This is a genomic window from Pseudomonas sp. TWR3-1-1 (assembly GCF_049896545.1).
Classification (GTDB): domain Bacteria; phylum Pseudomonadota; class Gammaproteobacteria; order Pseudomonadales; family Pseudomonadaceae; genus Aquipseudomonas; species Aquipseudomonas weihenstephanensis.
Window position 1 is genome coordinate 797,310 of record NZ_JAFCUO010000001.1, and the last position, 19,172, is coordinate 816,481.

Annotated in this window: 20 protein-coding genes; 17 read left to right on the top strand and 3 right to left on the bottom strand. The window is 58.5% G+C overall.

Going from position 1 to position 19,172, the window contains the following annotated elements; all coding sequences use genetic code 11:
- Positions 1–91: 91 nt before the first annotated feature.
- Both ACP7A4_RS03800 and ACP7A4_RS03805 read left to right on the top strand, forming a co-directional pair.
- On the top strand, positions 92–1,024 hold the full coding sequence (locus ACP7A4_RS03800; RefSeq protein ID WP_048362924.1) for an ABC transporter ATP-binding protein: 933 nt from the start codon (positions 92–94) through the stop codon (positions 1,022–1,024).
- Positions 1,021–1,800, top strand: coding sequence for an ABC transporter permease (locus ACP7A4_RS03805; RefSeq protein ID WP_048362925.1), 780 nt, complete (start codon positions 1,021–1,023; stop codon positions 1,798–1,800). Before ACP7A4_RS03800 ends, ACP7A4_RS03805 begins: the two co-directional genes overlap by 4 nt.
- 42 nt (positions 1,801–1,842) lie before the next feature.
- Here the strand turns inward: ACP7A4_RS03805 and ACP7A4_RS03810 are convergent, their stop codons facing one another.
- Positions 1,843–2,358 (bottom strand): DUF2062 domain-containing protein, encoded by a 516-nt coding sequence (locus ACP7A4_RS03810; RefSeq protein ID WP_048400890.1) that lies wholly within the window; start codon positions 2,356–2,358, stop codon positions 1,843–1,845.
- A 133-nt stretch (positions 2,359–2,491) separates the two neighbouring features.
- Between ACP7A4_RS03810 and ACP7A4_RS03815 the strand changes: the two genes are divergently transcribed.
- The 9 genes from ACP7A4_RS03815 (at position 2,492) to ACP7A4_RS03855 (ending at position 9,970) form a co-directional block, all read left to right on the top strand.
- Positions 2,492–4,714: a DNA internalization-related competence protein ComEC/Rec2 gene (locus ACP7A4_RS03815; RefSeq protein WP_426245593.1), complete on the top strand. Its 2,223-nt coding sequence runs from the start codon at positions 2,492–2,494 to the stop codon at positions 4,712–4,714.
- Positions 4,715–4,790: 76 nt separating this feature from the next.
- Entirely contained in the window at positions 4,791–5,426 is a 636-nt protein-coding gene (locus ACP7A4_RS03820; RefSeq protein WP_048363040.1) for a MotA/TolQ/ExbB proton channel family protein, read from the top strand.
- The gene (locus ACP7A4_RS03825; RefSeq protein WP_059762785.1) at positions 5,423–5,851 is read left to right on the top strand and encodes an ExbD/TolR family protein; all 429 of its coding nucleotides are present in this window, start codon (positions 5,423–5,425) and stop codon (positions 5,849–5,851) included. Before ACP7A4_RS03820 ends, ACP7A4_RS03825 begins: the two co-directional genes overlap by 4 nt.
- Positions 5,851–6,861 carry a tetraacyldisaccharide 4'-kinase gene (lpxK, locus tag ACP7A4_RS03830; RefSeq protein WP_059762784.1) on the top strand — a complete coding sequence of 337 codons (1,011 nt, stop codon included), beginning with the start codon at positions 5,851–5,853 and terminating at the stop codon, positions 6,859–6,861. Before ACP7A4_RS03825 ends, lpxK begins: the two co-directional genes overlap by 1 nt.
- Positions 6,862–6,885: 24 nt before the next feature.
- Positions 6,886–7,071 (top strand): Trm112 family protein, encoded by a 186-nt coding sequence (locus tag ACP7A4_RS03835; RefSeq protein ID WP_048362930.1) that lies wholly within the window; start codon positions 6,886–6,888, stop codon positions 7,069–7,071.
- Complete coding sequence (kdsB, locus tag ACP7A4_RS03840) at positions 7,068–7,832, top strand: 3-deoxy-manno-octulosonate cytidylyltransferase (protein WP_426245596.1); 765 nt, start codon at positions 7,068–7,070, stop codon at positions 7,830–7,832. Before ACP7A4_RS03835 ends, kdsB begins: the two co-directional genes overlap by 4 nt.
- Positions 7,832–8,296, top strand: coding sequence for a low molecular weight protein-tyrosine-phosphatase (locus tag ACP7A4_RS03845; protein WP_426245598.1), 465 nt, complete (start codon positions 7,832–7,834; stop codon positions 8,294–8,296). The genes kdsB and ACP7A4_RS03845 overlap by 1 nt, the downstream gene beginning before the upstream one ends.
- Positions 8,293–9,312 carry a UDP-N-acetylmuramate dehydrogenase gene (gene murB, locus ACP7A4_RS03850; RefSeq protein WP_426245600.1) on the top strand — a complete coding sequence of 340 codons (1,020 nt, stop codon included), beginning with the start codon at positions 8,293–8,295 and terminating at the stop codon, positions 9,310–9,312. Before ACP7A4_RS03845 ends, murB begins: the two co-directional genes overlap by 4 nt.
- 46 nt (positions 9,313–9,358) lie before the next feature.
- Positions 9,359–9,970, top strand: a complete 612-nt coding sequence (locus tag ACP7A4_RS03855) for a hypothetical protein (RefSeq protein WP_059762780.1) — start codon at positions 9,359–9,361, stop codon at positions 9,968–9,970.
- A gap of 72 nt (positions 9,971–10,042) precedes the next feature.
- On the opposite strand, the gene rne is transcribed toward ACP7A4_RS03855, so the two are convergent.
- Entirely contained in the window at positions 10,043–13,306 is a 3,264-nt protein-coding gene (rne, locus tag ACP7A4_RS03860) for a ribonuclease E (RefSeq protein WP_059762779.1), read from the bottom strand.
- Between the two features lie 720 nt (positions 13,307–14,026).
- Between rne and rluC the strand changes: the two genes are divergently transcribed.
- The 3 genes from rluC to sppA are packed head-to-tail and all read left to right on the top strand — an operon-like array spanning position 14,027 to position 16,648.
- Complete coding sequence (rluC, locus tag ACP7A4_RS03865; RefSeq protein WP_048362936.1) at positions 14,027–14,983, top strand: 23S rRNA pseudouridine(955/2504/2580) synthase RluC; 957 nt, start codon at positions 14,027–14,029, stop codon at positions 14,981–14,983.
- On the top strand, positions 14,973–15,635 hold the full coding sequence (locus ACP7A4_RS03870; protein WP_048362937.1) for an HAD-IA family hydrolase: 663 nt from the start codon (positions 14,973–14,975) through the stop codon (positions 15,633–15,635). The genes rluC and ACP7A4_RS03870 overlap by 11 nt, the downstream gene beginning before the upstream one ends.
- A 23-nt stretch (positions 15,636–15,658) precedes the next feature.
- Positions 15,659–16,648: a signal peptide peptidase SppA gene (sppA, locus tag ACP7A4_RS03875; protein WP_203302904.1), complete on the top strand. Its 990-nt coding sequence runs from the start codon at positions 15,659–15,661 to the stop codon at positions 16,646–16,648.
- A gap of 68 nt (positions 16,649–16,716) precedes the next feature.
- Here the strand turns inward: sppA and ACP7A4_RS03880 are convergent, their stop codons facing one another.
- Positions 16,717–17,295 (bottom strand): Maf family protein, encoded by a 579-nt coding sequence (locus ACP7A4_RS03880; protein WP_059762777.1) that lies wholly within the window; start codon positions 17,293–17,295, stop codon positions 16,717–16,719.
- A gap of 105 nt (positions 17,296–17,400) precedes the next feature.
- On the opposite strand from ACP7A4_RS03880, the gene ACP7A4_RS03885 reads away from it, so the two are divergent.
- Genes ACP7A4_RS03885 through plsX form a run of 3 tightly spaced genes read left to right on the top strand, consistent with a single transcriptional unit; the run spans position 17,401 to position 19,139 of the window.
- Positions 17,401–17,928 carry a YceD family protein gene (locus tag ACP7A4_RS03885; protein WP_048362940.1) on the top strand — a complete coding sequence of 176 codons (528 nt, stop codon included), beginning with the start codon at positions 17,401–17,403 and terminating at the stop codon, positions 17,926–17,928.
- A 13-nt stretch (positions 17,929–17,941) separates the two neighbouring features.
- The gene (gene rpmF, locus ACP7A4_RS03890; RefSeq protein ID WP_003442519.1) at positions 17,942–18,124 is read left to right on the top strand and encodes a 50S ribosomal protein L32; all 183 of its coding nucleotides are present in this window, start codon (positions 17,942–17,944) and stop codon (positions 18,122–18,124) included.
- A 4-nt stretch (positions 18,125–18,128) separates the two neighbouring features.
- Positions 18,129–19,139, top strand: a complete 1,011-nt coding sequence (gene plsX, locus ACP7A4_RS03895; protein WP_082706775.1) for a phosphate acyltransferase PlsX — start codon at positions 18,129–18,131, stop codon at positions 19,137–19,139.
- The last annotated feature ends 33 nt before the right edge of the window (positions 19,140–19,172 follow it).

A 19,172-nucleotide genomic window follows, 5' to 3' on the forward strand; every position in this document is an offset into this window, starting at 1 on the left:
AGCACCATGCACCTTGCGTGTCGGACTTGTATGACAGACGGCTCGCCCTTATCTACACCTCCCATTCCCCCATCTTGGTGCGTAATCAGATATGAGTTCCGCTCTGTCCATACGGCAGCTAACCAAAACCTACGGCAACGGTTTCCAGGCCCTGAGTGGTATCGATCTGGATGTATCCGAAGGTGACTTTTTCGCGTTGCTCGGCCCGAACGGGGCAGGCAAATCCACCACCATTGGCATTCTCTCGACGCTGGTCAACAAGACGGGCGGCACGGTGAATGTGTTTGGTCATGATCTTGACCGTGAACCTGCTGCACTCAAGCGCTGTATTGGCGTGGTGCCGCAGGAGTTCAACTTTAACCAGTTTGAAAAAACCTTCGACATCGTCGTGACTCAGGCGGGGTATTACGGCATTCCGGCGAAAATCGCCAAGGAACGTGCCGAAAAGTACCTCACCCAGCTGGGGTTGTGGGACAAGCGCGACACACCTTCGCGTTCGTTGTCCGGCGGCATGAAGCGCCGTCTGATGATTGCCCGCGCCCTGGTGCATGAGCCGCGGCTGTTGATTCTCGATGAGCCGACAGCAGGCGTGGACATTGAACTGCGTCGCTCGATGTGGAGCTTTCTCACCGAGCTGAATGAGCAGGGCACCACCATCATCCTCACCACTCACTACCTGGAAGAGGCTGAGCAGTTGTGCCGCAACATCGGGATCATTGATCACGGCACCATCGTTGAAAACACCAGCATGCGCCAGTTGCTTGGCCAGTTACATGTCGAAACCTTCCTGCTGGATTTGAAAACCCCGTTGCAGGCTGCACCGCAGTTGATCGGCTACCCAAGTGCGTTGCTCGACAGCGCCACGCTGGAAGTCCAGGTGGACAAGGCGGTCGGCATCACGGGTTTGTTCACGCAATTGGCGGCACAGCACATTGAAGTGGTGAGCCTGCGCAATAAAACCAATCGCCTTGAGGAGTTGTTCGTGTCGCTGGTCGAAAAAAATCTGGCAAAGGTGGCGATATGAGCTCGGAGCTGCGCCCCAATCTGATTGCGTTAAACACCATTGTTTACCGTGAAGTGCGACGTTTCATGCGCATCTGGCCGCAAACCCTGCTGCCGCCAGCGATCACCATGGTTTTGTACTTCGTGATCTTCGGTAACCTGATTGGCCGACAAATCGGTGATATGGGTGGTTTCACCTACATGGAGTACATCGTGCCGGGCCTGATCATGATGTCGGTGATCACCAACGCCTACGGCAACGTGGTATCGAGCTTCTTTGGCGCCAAGTTCCAGCGCTCGATTGAAGAACTGATGGTGTCGCCGGTGTCGCCGCACATCATCCTCATCGGTTTTACCGTGGGCGGGATTTTGCGCGGGCTGATGGTGGGTGTGATTGTGACCTTGCTGTCGCTGTTCTTTACCGACCTGCAAGTGCACCACTTGGGACTGACGGTGGCCGTGGTGGTGCTGACGGCGACTATCTTTTCGCTGCTGGGGTTCGTCAACGCGGTATTTGCCCGTAACTTCGATGATATTTCGATCATCCCGACCTTCGTGCTGACGCCCTTGACCTACCTGGGCGGGGTGTTCTACTCCATCAGCTTGTTGCCGCCGTTCTGGCAGACGGTCTCGATGGCCAACCCGGTGCTGCACATGGTCAACGCCTTCCGCTACGGCATCCTGGGTGTCTCGGACATTAAAATCAGCGTGGCACTGACTTTCATGGTCATTGCGACCGTGGTGCTTTACCTGCTGTGCGCACGGTTGCTGGTCAGCGGTCGCGGCATGCGTCAGTAGCAAACACGACGGTAGGTGTTTTTTGCGCGAAACGACGCCCCTTCAGGGGCGTTTTTTTTGTCGGCGTTTCCATTGGCGGTTCACCCACCAGCGCCAATACAGCTGGGTCAGGCAATAAGCCAGCGCACCCAACACCACGCCACACACCACCGAACCCAGTAGAAAAGGCTGCCACACCGTAGACAGTTGCCCGCTGATCCACTCCCACGTCAGGTTCTCGGGCAGGGTGCGTGCAGGCACATTCATCAACCACGCCCCCAGTTTGTAGGTGCAATAAAAAACCGGCGGCATGGTAATCGGATTGGTCAGCCATACCAGGCCAACCGAAATGGGCATGTTGCTGCGCACGGTAATGGCCAGGAAGGCGGCCAGTAGCATCTGGAAAGGCATGGGGATAAACGCCGCAAAAATGCCCACTGCCATGGCGCGGGACACCGAGTGCCGATTCAGGTGCCACAGATTGGGGTCATGTAGCAGGGTGCCCATAAAGCGTAAGGATTTGTGTTCCCTGATGCTGGCTGGGTCTGGCATGTAACGTTTAAACAAACGCCGTGGCATGGGCCTCTCCCGGGAATGAATGGGGCAGTATGCCCAAATTCACTCTTCTGCCTATTCAGACTTTGTGACAATTATTTAAGCGCGTATTACCCGCATCGACTAATCCGAGGTAAAGGATCTCGGTGGGCTGGCTATGTATACAGGGATGTTAGGGCTGGCGTCGGGCTTGATGGCTTTGCGTTATTTACCGGTGTTGCCGCCGGCGGGGTGTCTGTTTCTTCTTTCGGCAGTGGGACTGGCGCTGTTATTTTTTCGTACCTATCCATTTGGATTGTTTTTGTTCGGGCTGGTATGGGCGTGCGTACAGGGGCAATCGGCGCTGAACGACCGTTTGTCGCCATCGCTCGATGGTCGCACCCTATGGGTTGAGGGGCGGGTGATTGGCCTGCCGCAACGCACAGGTACAGCGCAGCGGTTTGAATTACGGGACGCGACCTCACGTCATGCCGAGCTGCCACGCACCCTGCGTTTAAGCTGGCATGGCGGCCCGCCGCTCAACAGTGGTGAGCGTTGGCGTCTGGCGGTCAAGCTCAAAAAGCCCCACGGGTTGCTCAATCCGCAGGGCTTTGATTACGAGGCCTGGTTGCTGGCGCAGCGTATCGGGGGAACCGGTTCGGTCAAGGAGGGCCAGCGTTTGGCGCTCGCGGCCTATGCCTGGCGAGACGGTTTGCGCCAACGCTTGTTGCAGGTTGATGCCCACGGCCGAGCACCGTGGCTGGCAGCCCTGGTGATGGGGGACGGGTCCGGGTTAAGCCGTGATGACTGGGCGCTGCTGCAAGCCACGGGGACCGTGCATTTATTGGTGATTTCGGGTCAGCACATCGGGCTGTTTGGCGGGTTGCTCTATGGGCTTGTCGCGCTGCTGGCACGTTATGGCCTATGGCCGCGTACCTGGCCGTGGCTGCCGTGGGCATGCGGTCTGGCCTTTGCGGGTGCGCTCGGTTATGGCTTGCTAGCAGGGTTTGAAGTGCCGGTGCAGCGGGCCTGCGTCATGCTCGGGCTGGTTCTGCTATGGCGTTTGCGGTTTCGTCATGTGGGCATGTGGTTGCCGTTTTTGCTGGCCCTCAATGCGGTGTTGATAGCACAGCCTCTGGCGAGCCTGATGCCGGGGTTTTGGTTGTCATTCATGGCAGTGGCCGTGCTGATATTCACGTTCAGCGGGCGCTTGGGTGCGTGGCGGTGGTGGGCGGCCTGGACCCGGCCCCAAGGTTTGATCGCGCTGGGGCTGTTTCCCGTGATCTGGGCACTGGGTTTGCCGGTCAGCGTGACCGGGCCAGTGGCGAACCTGGTGGCGGTGCCGTGGATCAGCTTGCTGGTGCTGCCCTCGGCGTTATTGGGCACGTTGCTGTTACCTGTGCCTTGGCTCGGGGAAGCACTTTTGTGGCTGTCGGGCGGCTTATTGGATGCCCTGATTCGCGGGTTAGCGTTGTTGGCCGGTACTTTTTTGCCGTGGATGCCCGCACAAGTCACAACCGGTGTGTGGTGCTTGAGTGCTGTCGGGGTGCTGATTTTATTGCTCCCCGCAGGGCTTTTGCCCAGACCGTTGGGCTGGCCGCTGGTGCTGCTGGCGGTATTCGCACCCCAAGAGCGGATTCCCCATGGTCAGGTCGAGGTCTGGCAACTGGACGTCGGGCAGGGGTTGGCGATGGTGCTGCGTACACGCCATCACACCTTGCTCTATGACGCAGGGGCCAAGGTCAGGGAGGTGGATCAGGGTGAGCGCGTGGTGGTGCCGGTGCTGCGCGCGTTGGGTGTCAGTGAATTGGACGTGATGCTCATCAGTCACGCCGATTCGGATCATGCCGGTGGCGCGTTGGCCGTGCAGCGCGCCATGGCCATCAAAAAAGTGATCAGTGGTGACGTGCCCGGGCTGGCACTACAGTTACAGGCGCAGCCGTGTGTCAGTGGCGAATGGTGGGAGTGGGACGGTGTGAGTTTTTCACTCTGGCAATGGGCGGATGCGCAGACGGGTAATCAAAAATCCTGTGTGCTGCTTGTACAGGCCAGCGATGAGCGTCTGTTGCTGACGGGTGATATTGACGCGTTGGCCGAACGCGCCTTTTTGAAATCCCCTCTGGCGATGCCGGTGCACTGGCTGCAATCGCCGCATCATGGCAGTCGTTCATCGTCATCCAAGGTGTTTCTGAATGCGTTAAAACCTGAACATGTGCTCATATCGCGAGGTCACGGCAACAGCTTTGGTCATCCGCACCCGCAGGTACTGGCACGTTACAACGCCTTGGGCATGAACGTGCTGGACAGCGCAGAACAAGGGGCGGTGCGGTTCAGGTTGGGGACGAGGGGGATGGCCCGCAGCCTGCGTCAACCCAGCAGGTTTTGGCGTCAGGGCGGGTAACCGGGGTTTTGCCTGCGTCTGAGCGGGCGCCCAATCCTATGGTAGAGTGGCGCACTTTTTCGAGGGGATTGTTACTGTGTGGGAACTGGTCAAATCCGGCGGCTGGATGATGCTGCCGATCATTCTGAGCTCTGTTGCCGCGCTGGGCATAATTGTCGAGCGTCTTTGGACTTTACGCGCCAGCCGCGTAACCCCGCCCCACCTGCTGGGGCAGGTTTGGGTCTGGATCAAGGACAAGCAACTGGACAAAGAAAAACTCAAGCAATTGCGCGCCGATTCTCCGCTCGGTGAAATCCTTGCCGCAGGGCTTGCCAACTCAAAACATGGTCGCGAGATCATGAAAGAGTGCATCGAAGAGGCCGCGGCCCGCGTCATTCATGAGCTTGAACGCTACCTCAATGCACTGGGTACGATTGCCGCGATGGCCCCATTGCTCGGTTTGCTGGGCACGGTGCTGGGCATGATCGACATTTTCAGCTCGTTCATGGGGGCAGGCATGAGCACCAATGCAGCGATCCTCGCGGGCGGTATTTCCAAGGCGTTGATCACGACGGCCGCGGGCTTGATGGTGGGTATCCCGGCGGTGTTCTTCCATCGTTTTCTGCAACGACGCGTTGATGAGTTGGTGGTGGGCATGGAGCAAGAAGCCATCAAGCTGGTTGAAGTCGTTCAAGGCGACCGCGAAGTCGACATGGCCGGGAGCAAAGCGTGAAATTTCGCCGCAAGCCACGAGAAACAGTGGATATCAACCTCGCGTCATTGATTGATGTGGTGTTTATCCTGTTGCTGTTTTTTGTCGTGACCACCACTTTCACCCGCGAAACTCAACTGCGTGTTGATCTGCCGCAAGCGGTGAGCGGTGCCCCGAGTGACGATCAAAACGCCAAGCAGTTAGATGTCGCCATCAGCGCAGACGGTGTGTTTTCGGTGAACAACCAGATACTGCCGAAAAATGACCTGGCCACTCTGATGGAGGCCTTGCAGAAAGAGTCCGAGGGTGACACCACGCTGGCGCTGTCGATCAGTGCTGACGGCAAGGCCCGGCATCAAGATGTCATCACCGCGATGGATGCGGCGGGTAAATTGGGTTTCAGCCATTTACGCATGACCACCGTCGAGGCACAGGCAGCTCCCTGATGGCTATGTCCGATCGTTTGTTACGCGCCTGGTATGCCGGGCACCCGCTGCTGTCGCTGCTGCGGCCGCTTGAGTGTCTCTACCGTCGCGTGGTGGCGGGTAAGCGCGCGCGTTTTGTTGCAGGGCAGGGCGATATTTACCGAGCGCCGGTGCCGATTGTAGTGGTGGGCAATATCACGGTGGGCGGCACTGGCAAGACGCCGCTGATCCTGTGGCTGATTGAACACTGTCAGCGCCACGGGCTGCGGGTTGGAGTGGTCAGTCGCGGCTATGGGGCCAGGCCTGCGCATTTTCCCTGGCGTGTGACGGCTGAACAAAGTGCCGCGCAGGCCGGTGATGAACCTTTGCTGATCGTGCAGCGCAGCGGTGTTCCCTTGATGATCGATCCTGATCGTAGCCGTGCAGTCAAAGCCTTGCTGGCCAGTGAGTCGCTGGACTTGATCCTGTCGGATGATGGCTTGCAGCATTACCGCCTGGCGCGTGATCTTGAGCTGGTATTGATCGACAACGCCCGCGGTTTGGGTAACGGCCGTTGTTTGCCCGCAGGCCCCCTGCGCGAGCCGGCCGAGCGGCTGAACAGTGTCGATGCGGTGCTGTACAACGGTGCAATGACGGACCCGGCATCGGGATTTGCCTTTGCTTTGCAGCCCACCGCGCTGATCAACCTGCGCAGTGGCGAACGTCAGTCACTGGACTATTTCGCGCCGCAGCAAGCGTTGCATGCGGTTGCCGGTATCGGTAACCCGCAGCGTTTCTTCACTACCCTCGAAACGTTACACTGGCGGCCAATTGCCCACGCGTTTGCCGACCATGCGCCGTATAGCGCCGAGGTGCTGAATTTTACGCCGTCGTTGCCGTTGGTCATGACGGAAAAGGATGCGGTGAAATGCCGCGACTTTGCCGCGTCTGACTGGTGGTATCTGGCGGTAGACGCTGTACCTTCACAAGCCTTTGTGCGCTGGTTTGATCAGCAGCTACTGCGTCTTTTACCTGATCGTCTTTTGCCCTAACTCCTCTTATTCAGGGAAACCCTTATGGACACCAAACTGCTCGATATCCTTGCTTGCCCTGTTTGCAAAGGCCCGCTCAAGCTCAGTGCCGACAAGAGCGAACTGATCAGCAAGGGCGCTGGCCTGGCGTACCCGATTCGTGATGGCATCCCGGTCATGCTCGAAACAGAAGCCCGTACGCTGACTGACGAAGAGCGTCTGGATAAATGATCCCGGTGTTTACGGTCGTTATCCCCTCGCGGTTTGCTTCCACACGCTTGCCCGGCAAGCCCCTGCAAATGATTGCGGGCAAGCCGATGGTTCAGCACGTGTGGGAACAAGCGTGCAAAAGCAGTGCACAGCGCGTCGTGGTGGCTACGGACGATGCGCGGATTGTCGAGGCCTGTCAGGCGTTTGGGGCCGAGGTGTTGTTGACCCGCGTCGATCACGAATCAGGCACCGACCGCCTGGCCGAAGTGGCGACGCTTCTGGGGTTGGCTGACGATGCCATTGTGGTCAATGTCCAGGGCGATGAGCCTTTGATTCCGCCTCGGGTAATTGATCAGGTGGCGGTTAACCTGGCTGCCCACAGCGAAGCGAGCATGGCGACGCTGGCCGAGCCCATCGAAGACGTGGCCGCGTTGTTCAATCCCAATGTGGTCAAAGTGGTCAGCGACCTCAATGGGCTGGCGCTGACGTTCAGTCGAGCCTGCCTGCCGTGGGCGCGTGATGATTTTGCGCATGCCAGCGACCGCCTGCCAGAGGCCGTGCCTTATCGTCGGCACATCGGCATCTACGCCTACCGTGCGGGTTTCCTGCATGACTTTGTGAGTTGGGGCCCTTGCTGGCTTGAAAATACCGAGCGTCTTGAGCAGTTGCGCGCGCTGTGGCATGGCGTGCGTATTCATGTCGCCGACGTGCTCGAAGCACCGCCTGGCGGGGTAGACACCCCTGAAGACCTTGAGCGCGTTCGGCGTTTGTTGGAGGTTTGATGCGCGTCCTGTTTGTGTGCCTGGGCAATATTTGCCGCTCGCCGACGGCTGAGGGTGTCCTGCGCCATAAATTGCAGTTAGCCGGCCTTACATCGCAGGTTGATGTCGCTTCGGCAGGGACTGGCAACTGGCACGTAGGGCAGCCTCCTGACAAACGCACTCAGCGGGCGGCAAAGCTGCGCGGCTATGACTTGTCGGCGCAGCGCGCGCAGCACGTCAGCGCCGCTGACTTCAGCCGCTATGAGCTGATCTTTGCGATGGATAACAGCAACCTGCGTGATCTCCAGGCATTGCAGCCGGTCAGTGGCAAGGCTGAGCTGGATCTGTTCTTGCGACGTTATAAGGGTGTGAAACACGAAGTTCCCGACCCTTATTACGATGGCGAACAGGGCTTTGAAGAAGTGCTGGATCTGATTGAACGCGCGTGCGACTTGCTAGTGATCGAATTGAAAGGACGTTTATGAGTTTGCAGTTGCAGGTTGAAGCGTCACTCAAGCCGTTCAACAGCTTTGGTGTCGATGTGCGTGCCCGATTGTTTGCTCAGGCGCATAACGACGATGACGTGCGTGAAGCGTTGCGCTATTCGGCTGAGCACCAGTTGCCTTTACTGGTGATTGGTGGTGGCAGCAACCTGCTGTTGACCGGCGATGTGCAAGCGTTGGTATTGCGCATGGCCAGCCGTGGCCTTCGTGTGCTGGTAGATGACGGCGAGCGCGTGGTGGTTGAGGCCGAGGCGGGTGAGGTGTGGCATGACTTTGTGTTGTGGACGCTTGCGCAGGGCTTTGCCGGGCTTGAAAACCTGAGCCTGATCCCGGGCACCGTCGGCGCTGCGCCGATGCAGAACATTGGTGCCTACGGGGTTGAGATCAAAGATGTGTTTGCCGGGCTGACCGCGCTCGACCGTCAAAGCGGGGAGTTGCGTGATTTCACCCTGGCTGAGTGCGATTTTGGTTACCGCGACAGCCTGTTCAAACAACATCCGGGTCGATGGTTGATTCTGCGGGTCAGATTTGCCCTGAGTCGTGCTGCCAGTCTGCACTTGGAGTACGGCCCGGTACGCCAGCGCCTGATCGAACAAGGCGTTGATCTGCCGAGCGCCAGTGATGTCAGTCGAGCCATCAGCAGCATTCGCAGTGAAAAACTCCCCGACCCTGCGGTCTTGGGCAATGCGGGCAGCTTCTTCAAGAATCCGGTGGTTTCATCGGTGTTGGCGGCTGAACTCAAGCTGGCGCACCCCAACCTGATCGGCTATCCGCAAGCGGACGGTCAGGTGAAACTGGCGGCGGGTTGGCTGATCGAGGCGGCTGGCTGGAAAGGTTTTCGTGACGCGGATGCGGGCGTACACCGTTTGCAGTCGCTGGTGCTGGTCAACTACGGCGCGGCGACCGGTCTGCAATTGTTGGCACTGGCGCAGCGTATCCAGGCCGATATTGCGCAGCGCTTTGCCGTGCAGTTGGAGATGGAACCCAACGTGTATTAATCGGGCACTCGCGTTGCTCCATCATCCGTGGCCGTAAGGAATACCAATGAAGCATAAGCCTGCTTGGGCCTTGGCGTTGACCTGGGTGGCGCTGACGGGTTGCACCACCGCGCCGCCCAGGGATCAAGGCAATCTGTGCAATATCTATCGTCAGTACCCGCGCTGGTATGAAGACTCGTTAAGCATGCAGAGCCAGTTCGGCACGCCGCCGCAGGTGGCGATGGCAATCATGAAGCAGGAAAGCAGCTTTGTGGCGGATGCATTGCCGCCGCGCGCCTATTTGTTGTGGGTCATTCCGTGGGGGCGGGTCAGTCAGTCTTATGGCTATGCCCAGGCTCAGCCGCCAGCGTGGAGTGACTTCACAAAAAGCACGGGCAAGGGGGGTTCGCGTGACAACTTTGCGGATGCCATTCGATTTATTGGTTGGTATGCGGCGGGTACTCAGCAGCAGCTAGGTATCTCCAAGTGGGACGCCTATAACCAATATTTGGCCTATCACGAGGGGCGGGGCGGCTACAGCCGTGGTACCTATCGTGCCAAGCCTTGGCTGGTGCAGGTCGCACGCAAGGTTGAGCAGCAATCAAAGACGTACGGCGCGCAGCTTAATCAGTGCCGGGGTGAGTTGGAGAGCAATCGTCGTTCGTTCTGGTTCTTCTGATCGCAACGCCTTCAACGCATAAAAAAAGCCCCGCCAGTGCAAACTGGCGGGGCTTTTTAGTGGCCTTTGGAATTAGGCGAGGGGTTTAGGCTCGTGCTCTTCTTCCAGGGCTTTAGGGTTTTGCTCGACCACTTCCTCAACAGAACGCAAGTTCTCGTCGATGGCAGGTGTCGTGTGCTCTGCGACGGCTTCGGTGGCTTGCGCTTGAGCGGCAGCGGCGGCAGCGGCGGCCTCTTCACGCTTGCGACGACGCACTTCACGCGGATCGTTCGGGGCGCGACCATTGCTGGACGGGCCGCTGGCGACAGGTGCGGCGACGATGGCCACTTCAACCACTTCGGCTTTTACCAGCACTTCCACAGGCTCTGGTTGTGCGATCACAACCGGTTCTGCTGGCGTGGCGGGGGCCGGTGCGGCTTCAGCGGCGGCAGGCTCTGCAACGGGCTCGCGTACAGTGCGGGCTTCCTTGACAGGCTCAGGGCGCTTTTCGAAGGCAGGCTTCTCAACAACCGGGGTTTCTACCACTGGCGCTTCAACTACAGGCTCAGGTGCAGCAACAATCGGTGTTTCGATGGCTGGAGCAGGTTCTGCGGCTGCCTTGGGTTCAGGCTGGGCTTCTTGAACCGGAGCCACTTCAACTTCAGGCGCTTTAACGGCTTCGATTGGCGTGATGGCTTCAACCACAGGGGCTTGAACCACTGGCGTTTCGATCACTGGCGTCTCAACGACCGGTGCTGGCGCTTGCGGTGCTTCAACGACAGTCACAGCCTTGGTTTGAGCTTCTACGCCAACCACGGTTTCGGCCGGGGCTGCTTGCTCGGTGGCGGCGCTGGCCCGTTCAGCTTGCTGATGGGCTTGAGCTTCGGCCGGAGCGCTGATCACGGTGCTGGCAACAGCTTCTGTGACGGCCAGTCCGGCAGCCAGCTGCTCGGTGTTGGCAGGCACGTTTTGCGTGTTGGTCTCTTCGCTGCCTTCTTCGGTGCCGTCTTCGCTGCCTTCAATCACGTTGCCATTGGCATCGCGTTGACGCTCGCGACGGTTGCTGCGACGACGCTGACCGCGGGAGCGGCGACGTGGACGATCGCCTTCGGCGTTGTCCTGAGTCTCGTCCTGCAATTGCTCTTCGTTGTTCAGAGCGGTTTCGTCTTCAGCGGCGACGGCGGCTTGCTCGGCGCGTGGTGCGCGCTCTTCGCGAGGTGCGCGTGGTTGGCGTTCTTCACGAGGTGCACGGGCCGGGCGCTCTTGCTCGGTGGTTGCAGCGGGTGCGGCATCCAGCGGTTCACGCAGTTCGCGTACGCGTTCTTCACGCTCACCGCGAGGTTTGCGATCTTCGCGAGGTGCGCGTGGAGCACGCTCTTCGCGCGGTGGGCGCGGGGCACGTTCTTCGCGGGCAACGACTACCGGGGTTTCTTCGCGCGGTTCACGCACTTCGCGGGCTTCACGCGGGGCGCGCTCTTCACGAGGTGCACGTTCTTCGCGCGGCTTGCGTTCTTCGTCACGACGACCGTTGCGGTTACGGCTTTGCTGGCGACCGTTGCGACGTTCTTCGTTACGTTGCGGACGCTCGGTGGTGGCCGGTTTCTCGGTCACGGTTGGCGCGGCAGCCGCAGGCTCATCCTTGGAGGCGAACAGGCTGACCAGTGATTTCACCAGACCTTTGAACAGGCTGGGTTCGGCAATGGTAGCGGCGGGTGCAGGGGCGGCAGTCGCGGTGGCTGCGGCTTCGGTCGGAACCGGTGCCGAGGTGCGCGCCGGGGCTGTTTTGACCGCCGCTTCCTGGCGAACCAGGGTGCGGGTGGCAGCGGCCGGTTGCACTTCTTCCACTTCAGCAGCAGCGGCAGCAATTTCATAGCTGGACTGATTGGTGTGGGCTTCCGGGCTGTCATCGCGCAAACGCTGAACTTCGAAGTGCGGCGTTTCGAGGTGGTCGTTCGGCAGGATGATGATGCGGGCGCGAGTGCGCAGTTCGATCTTGGTGATCGAGTTGCGTTTTTCGTTGAGCAAGAAGGCGGCGACCGGGATTGGCACCTGAGCGCGCACTTCGGCAGTGCGGTCTTTCAGGGCTTCTTCTTCGATCAGGCGCAGGATGGCCAGCGACAGCGATTCAACGTCACGGATGATGCCGGTGCCGTTGCAGCGTGGGCAGACGATACCGCTGCTTTCACCCAGCGATGGACGCAGGCGCTGACGGGACATTTCCAGCAGGCCAAAGCGCGAGATACGGCCCACTTGAACGCGGGCGCGGTCTGCTTCCAGGCATTCGCGGACTTTTTCTTCCACGGCGCGCTGGTTTTTGGCAGGGGTCATGTCGATGAAGTCGATGACGATCAGGCCGCCGATGTCGCGCAGGCGCAACTGGCGGGCGATTTCTTCAGCCGCTTCAAGGTTGGTTTGCAGGGCGGTTTCTTCGATATCGCTGCCTTTAGTGGCGCGCGCCGAGTTGATGTCGATGGACACCAGGGCTTCGGTCGGGTCGATAACGATAGAGCCACCGGAAGGCAGTTCAACGACGCGCTGGAAAGCGGTCTCGATCTGGCTTTCGATCTGGAAGCGGTTGAACAGCGGAACGCTGTCTTCGTAGAGTTTGATTTTGCTGGCGTACTGCGGCATCACCTGGCGGATGAAGGTCAGGGCTTCGTCCTGGGCTTCAACGCTGTCGATCAGCACTTCGCCGATGTCCTGGCGCAGGTAATCGCGAATGGCGCGGATGATCACGTTGCTTTCCTGATAGATCAGGAACGGCGCAGCGCGGTCCAGCGACGCTTCTTTAATAGCGGTCCACAGTTGCAGCAGGTAGTCGAGGTCCCACTGCATTTCTTCGCTGCTGCGGCCCAGGCCTGCAGTGCGCACGATCAGGCCCATGTCGGCAGGTGCGATCAAGCCATTGAGCGCTTCACGCAGTTCGTTGCGCTCTTCACCTTCGATGCGGCGCGAGATGCCACCGGCACGCGGGTTGTTAGGCATGAGCACCAGGTAACGGCCAGCGAGGCTGATGAAGGTGGTCAGGGCTGCGCCCTTGTTGCCACGTTCTTCTTTCTCGACTTGCACGATGACTTCCTGGCCTTCGCTCAGGACGTCCTTGATGTTGACGCGGCCTTCTGGGGCTTTTTTGAAGTATTCGCGGGAGATTTCTTTGAGGGGCAGAAAACCGTGGCGCTCAGAGCCGAAATCGACAAAGGCAGCCTCAAGGCTTGGTTCGATGCGAGTAATACGGCCTTTGTAGATGTTGGCTTTCTTCTGCTCGCGTGCACCTGACTCAATGTCCAGGTCGTAGAGGCGTTGGCCATCTACCAGTGCAACACGCAACTCTTCGGGTTGAGTCGCGTTAATCAGCATTCTTTTCATGTTGTACCGTCGGTTTCCGGGCTGCCGGAAACGGCGTTCGGCACACACGACTTCTCACGGTCGGTGTCAGGTGCGTCAGGAGTAGTTGGCCACTCCATTGTCCAGCGAGGTTCGGCCCTGGGGGCCGAGTCGCGACTAACGCTTCCTGCTTGCTGTGGTGCTAAAGCACCGCTTAAGCAAAAGTCTGGTCAGGAGGAGGAATCAACCGGCGGCTGTGGACGAGATGAAGCGTCTTGATAAAGCCTATTGCTACACAGTCCGGCGGTTGTGCATCTCCACCCCACACGTATCCCTGATAATTCGGGTGCTGCCGCGCGCAGAATCCGCAGCGGGTTGGCATTTACCGTGAACTCCAAAAGGGGAGGTCACGCATCATGGCTAATAAAGGCGAAGTTTCCGAAACATTCGCTCGAAATTCCCGAGGCTGACTGCACTTTGTGAACTGGCCGTGAATATCGGCGTAAAAGGCGAGTTTTCACTCTGCTTTCCAGGCTCGCTTCAGGCCTCATGTCACCTGCGCTTGTTACAACTCCAGGCGTTCCGTATGCAGCAAAAGTCCCGTAGGACGGCCTCGCGTCCTCGTGAAGAGCGTAGGGCAGGGCCGGTGACTCACCGTTAATCCGCTGTCCAGGCCGCTTTTGGCGGCGTTCGCGACTATAGCAGCAATGATTAAGTGCTTCAATTCCATAAAAAATTGTTATCATCCGCGGCATGACGACGACTACCCCCCCGACCCCCAGCGTCCAGCTGCTTGAGGTCTCGCCGGAATATGCCGGCCAACGCATTGACAACTTTCTTCTTGCCCGGCTCAAGGGCGTACCCAAGACCTTGATTTACCGCATTTTGCGTAAAGGCGAAGTGCGTGTGAACAAGGGGCGGATCAAGCCTGAGTACAAGCTGCAAGCGGGCGATATTGTGCGCGTGCCGCCTGTGCGCGTGCCTGAGCGCGACGAGCCGGTGCCCCTGGCTCAGGGTTTGTTGCAGCGCCTGGAAGCGGCAATTGTCTATGAAGACAAAGCCCTGATTGTGCTCAACAAGCCTGCGGGTATTGCGGTTCACGGTGGCAGTGGCCTCAATTACGGTGTGATCGAAGCCTTTCGTCAGTTGCGTCCCGATACCAAAGAGCTGGAGTTGGTGCATCGGCTTGACCGCGATACGTCCGGTCTTTTGATGATCGCCAAAAAGCGCAGCATGTTGCGCCACTTGCATGAAGCGTTGCGCGGTGACGGAATCGACAAGCGCTACATGGCGTTGGTGCGTGGCAATTGGGCCAGCTCGATCAAGCAGGTGCGTGCGCCATTGATGAAGAGCAATCTGCGCTCGGGTGAGCGCATGGTTGAGGTGAACGAAGAGGGTAAAGAATCGGTCACGGTGTTCAAGGTGCTGCGTCGTTTTGGCGATTTCGCCACCATGATTGAAGCCCGGCCGATTACCGGGCGGACCCATCAGATCCGCGTGCACACCCTGCATGCGGGCCACTGCATTGCGGGCGACACCAAATACGGCGAAGAAGGCTTTTCTAAAGAAATTCGCGAATTGGGCGGCAAGCGTCTGTTTTTGCATGCCTACATGCTGACCGTGCCCATGCCTGATGGCGGTGAAATGAAGTTTCAGGCACCCGTCGATGAGATGTGGGCTAAAACCGTGGAGCGATTGAGTGCCGTCTGAGTACAAATTACTGATCTTTGATTGGGATGGCACGCTGGCGGACTCCATTGGCCGCATTGTCACTTCGATGCAGGGGGCTGCGCAGCGCGCAGGTCGCCCTGAGCGTGATGATGAGGCCGTCAAAGGCATTATTGGTCTGGGGCTGCCGGAAGCGATTTTGACGCTTTACCCTGATTTGACCGAGGCGCAAGTGATTGCCTTCCGTCAGCACTACGCGGATATCTATATCGCGTCGGATGCCGAGCCTTCACCACTATTTGCCGGTGTGGCCGAATCGCTTGAATCCTTCCGTGATCAGGGTTACCGCTTGGCCGTTGCGACGGGCAAGGCGCGTCGCGGTCTGGATCGGGTGCTCAAGGCGCAGGGTTGGGAAGGCTTCTTTGATATCACCCGTGCAGCCGACGAAACCGCCAGCAAGCCGGATCCGCTCATGCTCAATCAGATTCTGGCTCACTGCGATGTGCCCGCGCAGCAGGCATTGATGGTGGGTGATGCGTCGTTTGATTTGCTCATGGCGCGTAATGCAGGCATCGACTCGGTGGCGGTGAGTTACGGGGCTCAGTCAATTGAACGTCTGCGCACGTTTGGGCCTACGCTGGAAATCAATCATTTTTCTGAGTTGCGTGCCTGGCTGCATGGGCGCGCTCACTAATAACGTCTTAGCTGGGGTAGTGCATGGTCGATCAATGGAAAGCGCCCGCTGAATCTGAGCCTGCTGCGGGTGATGACAAAAGCTGGAAGTTGCTGGAAAGAACCTTGTTGGCAGGTATTCAGGAGCAGCGCCGTGCGCGTCGCTGGGGTATTTTTTTCAAGTTGCTGACCTTTCTGTTGCTGGTGGCGGTGCTGCTCACCTTCACGCCGTTGATGGATATGGAGCGCAACGCTACGACGGGTTCTGGTTACAGCGCGCTGATCGAAGTGCGCGGGGTGATTGCCGATAAAGAGCAGGCCAGTGCCGATAACCTGGTGACCAGCTTGCAAGCGGCGTTTGATGATCCCAAAGTCAAAGGCGTGGTGCTGCGTATCAACAGTCCGGGCGGCAGTCCTGTGCAATCGGGTTATGTCTACGACGAGATCCGTCGTTTGCGTGGCTTGCACCCTGAGACCAAGGTATACGCGGTGATTTCGGACCTCGGTGCCTCGGGTGCCTATTACATCGCCAGTGCGGCTGATGAGATTTATGCCGACAAAGCCAGTCTGGTGGGTTCGATTGGCGTGACAGCGGCAGGTTTCGGTTTTGTCGGGGCTATGGAAAAGCTGGGTGTTGAGCGTCGCGCCTACACCTCGGGCGAGCACAAAGCGTTCCTTGATCCCTTTGAGCCTCAAAAGCCGGACGAGACCAAGTTCTGGCAAGGCGTGCTAAATGTGACGCATGAGCAGTTCATTGCCAGCGTTAAGCAGGGTCGTGGCGATCGCTTGAAGGATAAAGAGCATCCTGAGTTGTTCTCGGGGTTGGTGTGGACGGGTCAGCAAGCGCTGCCGCTGGGTCTGATTGACGGCTTGGGCAATGCCAGTTCGGTTGCCCGTGATGTGATTGGTGAAAAAGAGTTGGTTGATTTCACCGTGCAAGAGTCGGCATTCGATCGCTTCTCGAAAAAACTCGGTGCCAGCGTTGCAGAGCACATTGCCTTGTGGATGGGTTTTCAGGGACCAACCTTGCGCTAACTTGCGACTGCACCAAAAAAACGGCCTGTGAAGGCCGTTGTTGTTTGGGTGGGGTCGGGTTTGCTGTGTTAAGGGATGCTGATGCCTTCATGGGTCAGCATGTCCACCAGTCGGATTAATGGCAGGCCAATCAAGCTGGTCGCGTCGTCCCCTTCGGTGCGCTGAAACAGGCTCACGCCCAAGCCTTCGGCTTTAAAGCTGCCTGCGCAATCGTAGGGCTGCTCGGCGTGCAGGTAGCGTTCAATCTGTTCAGCGCTGAGCGTGCGCATGTGCACCGTGAAGGGCACACAGTCAGTCTGGTGCTGCCCGGTGCGACTGTTGAGCAGGGTTAGGCCGGTGAGGAAGCTGACGCTGGCGCCACTGGCGTCCAGGAGTTGTTGGCGTGCCTTGTCGAAGGTGTGAGGTTTGCCGATGATTCGGCCATTAAGCACGGCCACCTGGTCTGAGCCGATGATCAAGTGGTCGGGATGGCTGTGCGCCAGTGCGCGGGCCTTCTCCAGTGACAGGCGCTTGACCAGGTCGGCTGCGCTTTCATCTGTTTGGTGGCTTTCGTCGATGTCAGGTGAGCTGCAACTGAAGGGTAGGCGCAGGCGAGCCAGTAATTCCCGGCGATAAACCGAGCTTGAGGCGAGTAATAAAGGCAGCATTCGCGGCTCCTGTAGATGAATGTCGATTCTAACGGGCGCACGGGATGTCGCACAGGCACAATTTCCTTTGACAGGTGAGGGGGTCGTCCCTAGAATGCTGCGCCTATGTTGAATGACCCGATTCCACCTCACGTTGACCCGCGCAAATTAGCTGATCGTGGCACTACCCTTCAAGGTGAAGTGCTGCTGGCTGATTTGGAGAGACTCTGCGACCCGCTTTCCGACAATGTCGGTACGGTCCAGGCTAAATTTGTTTTTGAGCGCGACGAGCGAAGATCTGTGGTAATACACAGCTCCATCGACGTCGAGGTCAAGATGGTTTGCCAGCGTTGTCTTGAGCTGGTCACCCTGCCGATCCATAGCGAATGCAGTTACGCTGTGGTGAAAGAGGGTGCGAATACCCAGTCGTTACCGAAAGGTTATGACGTGCTGGAACTGGGCGAAGATCCATTGGATCTGCATGCACTGATCGAGGAGGAGCTTTTGCTCGCCTTGCCCATTGTGCCTGCTCATCATCCGGAAGAATGCCAGCAGCCGGCGGGTCTCGATGAGCCCGATCCAGGCGAGGACGAGGTAACGCGGTCCAACCCGTTCAGTGTATTGGCGCAGTTAAAGCGTGACCCAAACGTTTAGGAGTTAATCAATTATGGCTGTTCAGCAGAACAAAAAATCCCGCTCTGCCCGTGACATGCGTCGTTCGCACGATGCTCTTTCGGCTAGCACGCTGTCTGTAGAAAAAACCACCGGTGAAATTCACCTGCGTCACCACGTATCGCCAGAAGGCGTATACCGTGGTCGTAAAGTGATCGACAAGGGCGCTGACGAGTAATCACTTGTCCGTTCAGGTCATCGCGATCGACGCAATGGGCGGGGACTTCGGTCCCCGCAGCATTGTTCAGGCTTGCATCGCTTGCCTGTCTGCTACACCCTCGCTGCATCTGACCCTCGTTGGTCAACCCTCCGTACTTGAAGACTTGATCGCCAGCCATTCGGTTGTGGATCGCTCGCGCCTGACCATTACTCCAGCCTCAGAAGTTATCGCCATGAGCGAGCGGCCTTCCCATGCGTTGCGTGGCAAGCCGGACTCCTCCATGCGGGTGGCGCTTGAGCTGCTGCGTGATGGCAAAGTGCAGGCTTGTGTCAGTTCGGGGAATACGGGGGCTTTGATGGCGCTCTCGCGGTTCGTCCTCAAAACGCTGCCCGGTATAGATCGTCCTGCAATGGTGGCGGCGGTTCCGACGCAGGCGGGCTATTGTCAGTTGCTGGATCTGGGCGCCAACGTCGATTGCACGGCTGAGCAGTTGTTTCAGTTCGCGGTGATGGGGTCGGTGGCCGCGCAGGCCCTCGGCACGCTTCGCCCGCGCGTAGCCCTGTTGAATATTGGTACCGAAGACATCAAGGGTAACCAGCAGGTCAAGGAGGCCGCCGCCTTGTTGCAAGCGGCGAGCGGTTTGCATTACATCGGCTTTGTCGAAGGTGATGGGTTGTACCGCGGCGAGGCCGATGTGGTGGTGTGTGACGGTTTTGTAGGTAATATCCTGCTCAAATCCAGTGAGGGCCTGGCGACCATGATCTCAGGCCGGATTGAGGCGTTGTTCAAGCGCACGCTCTTTGGGCGATGTGTCGGTGCGTTGGCGATGCCGTTACTGCGTCGCTTGCAGGCTGATTTGGCCCCCGCACGGCACAATGGCGCGAGTTTTCTGGGGTTGCAGGGGATTGTCATTAAAAGTCACGGTTCGGCAGGTGCTCAGGGCTTTCAAAGTGCGATAGAACGGGCGCTGATTGAAATCCATGAAGACCTGCCAAAGCGTTTGCATGGGCGCCTTGAAGGGTTGTTACCGTAGGCGCATTGCGGGTCGAGCGTGTAAATGTGACCG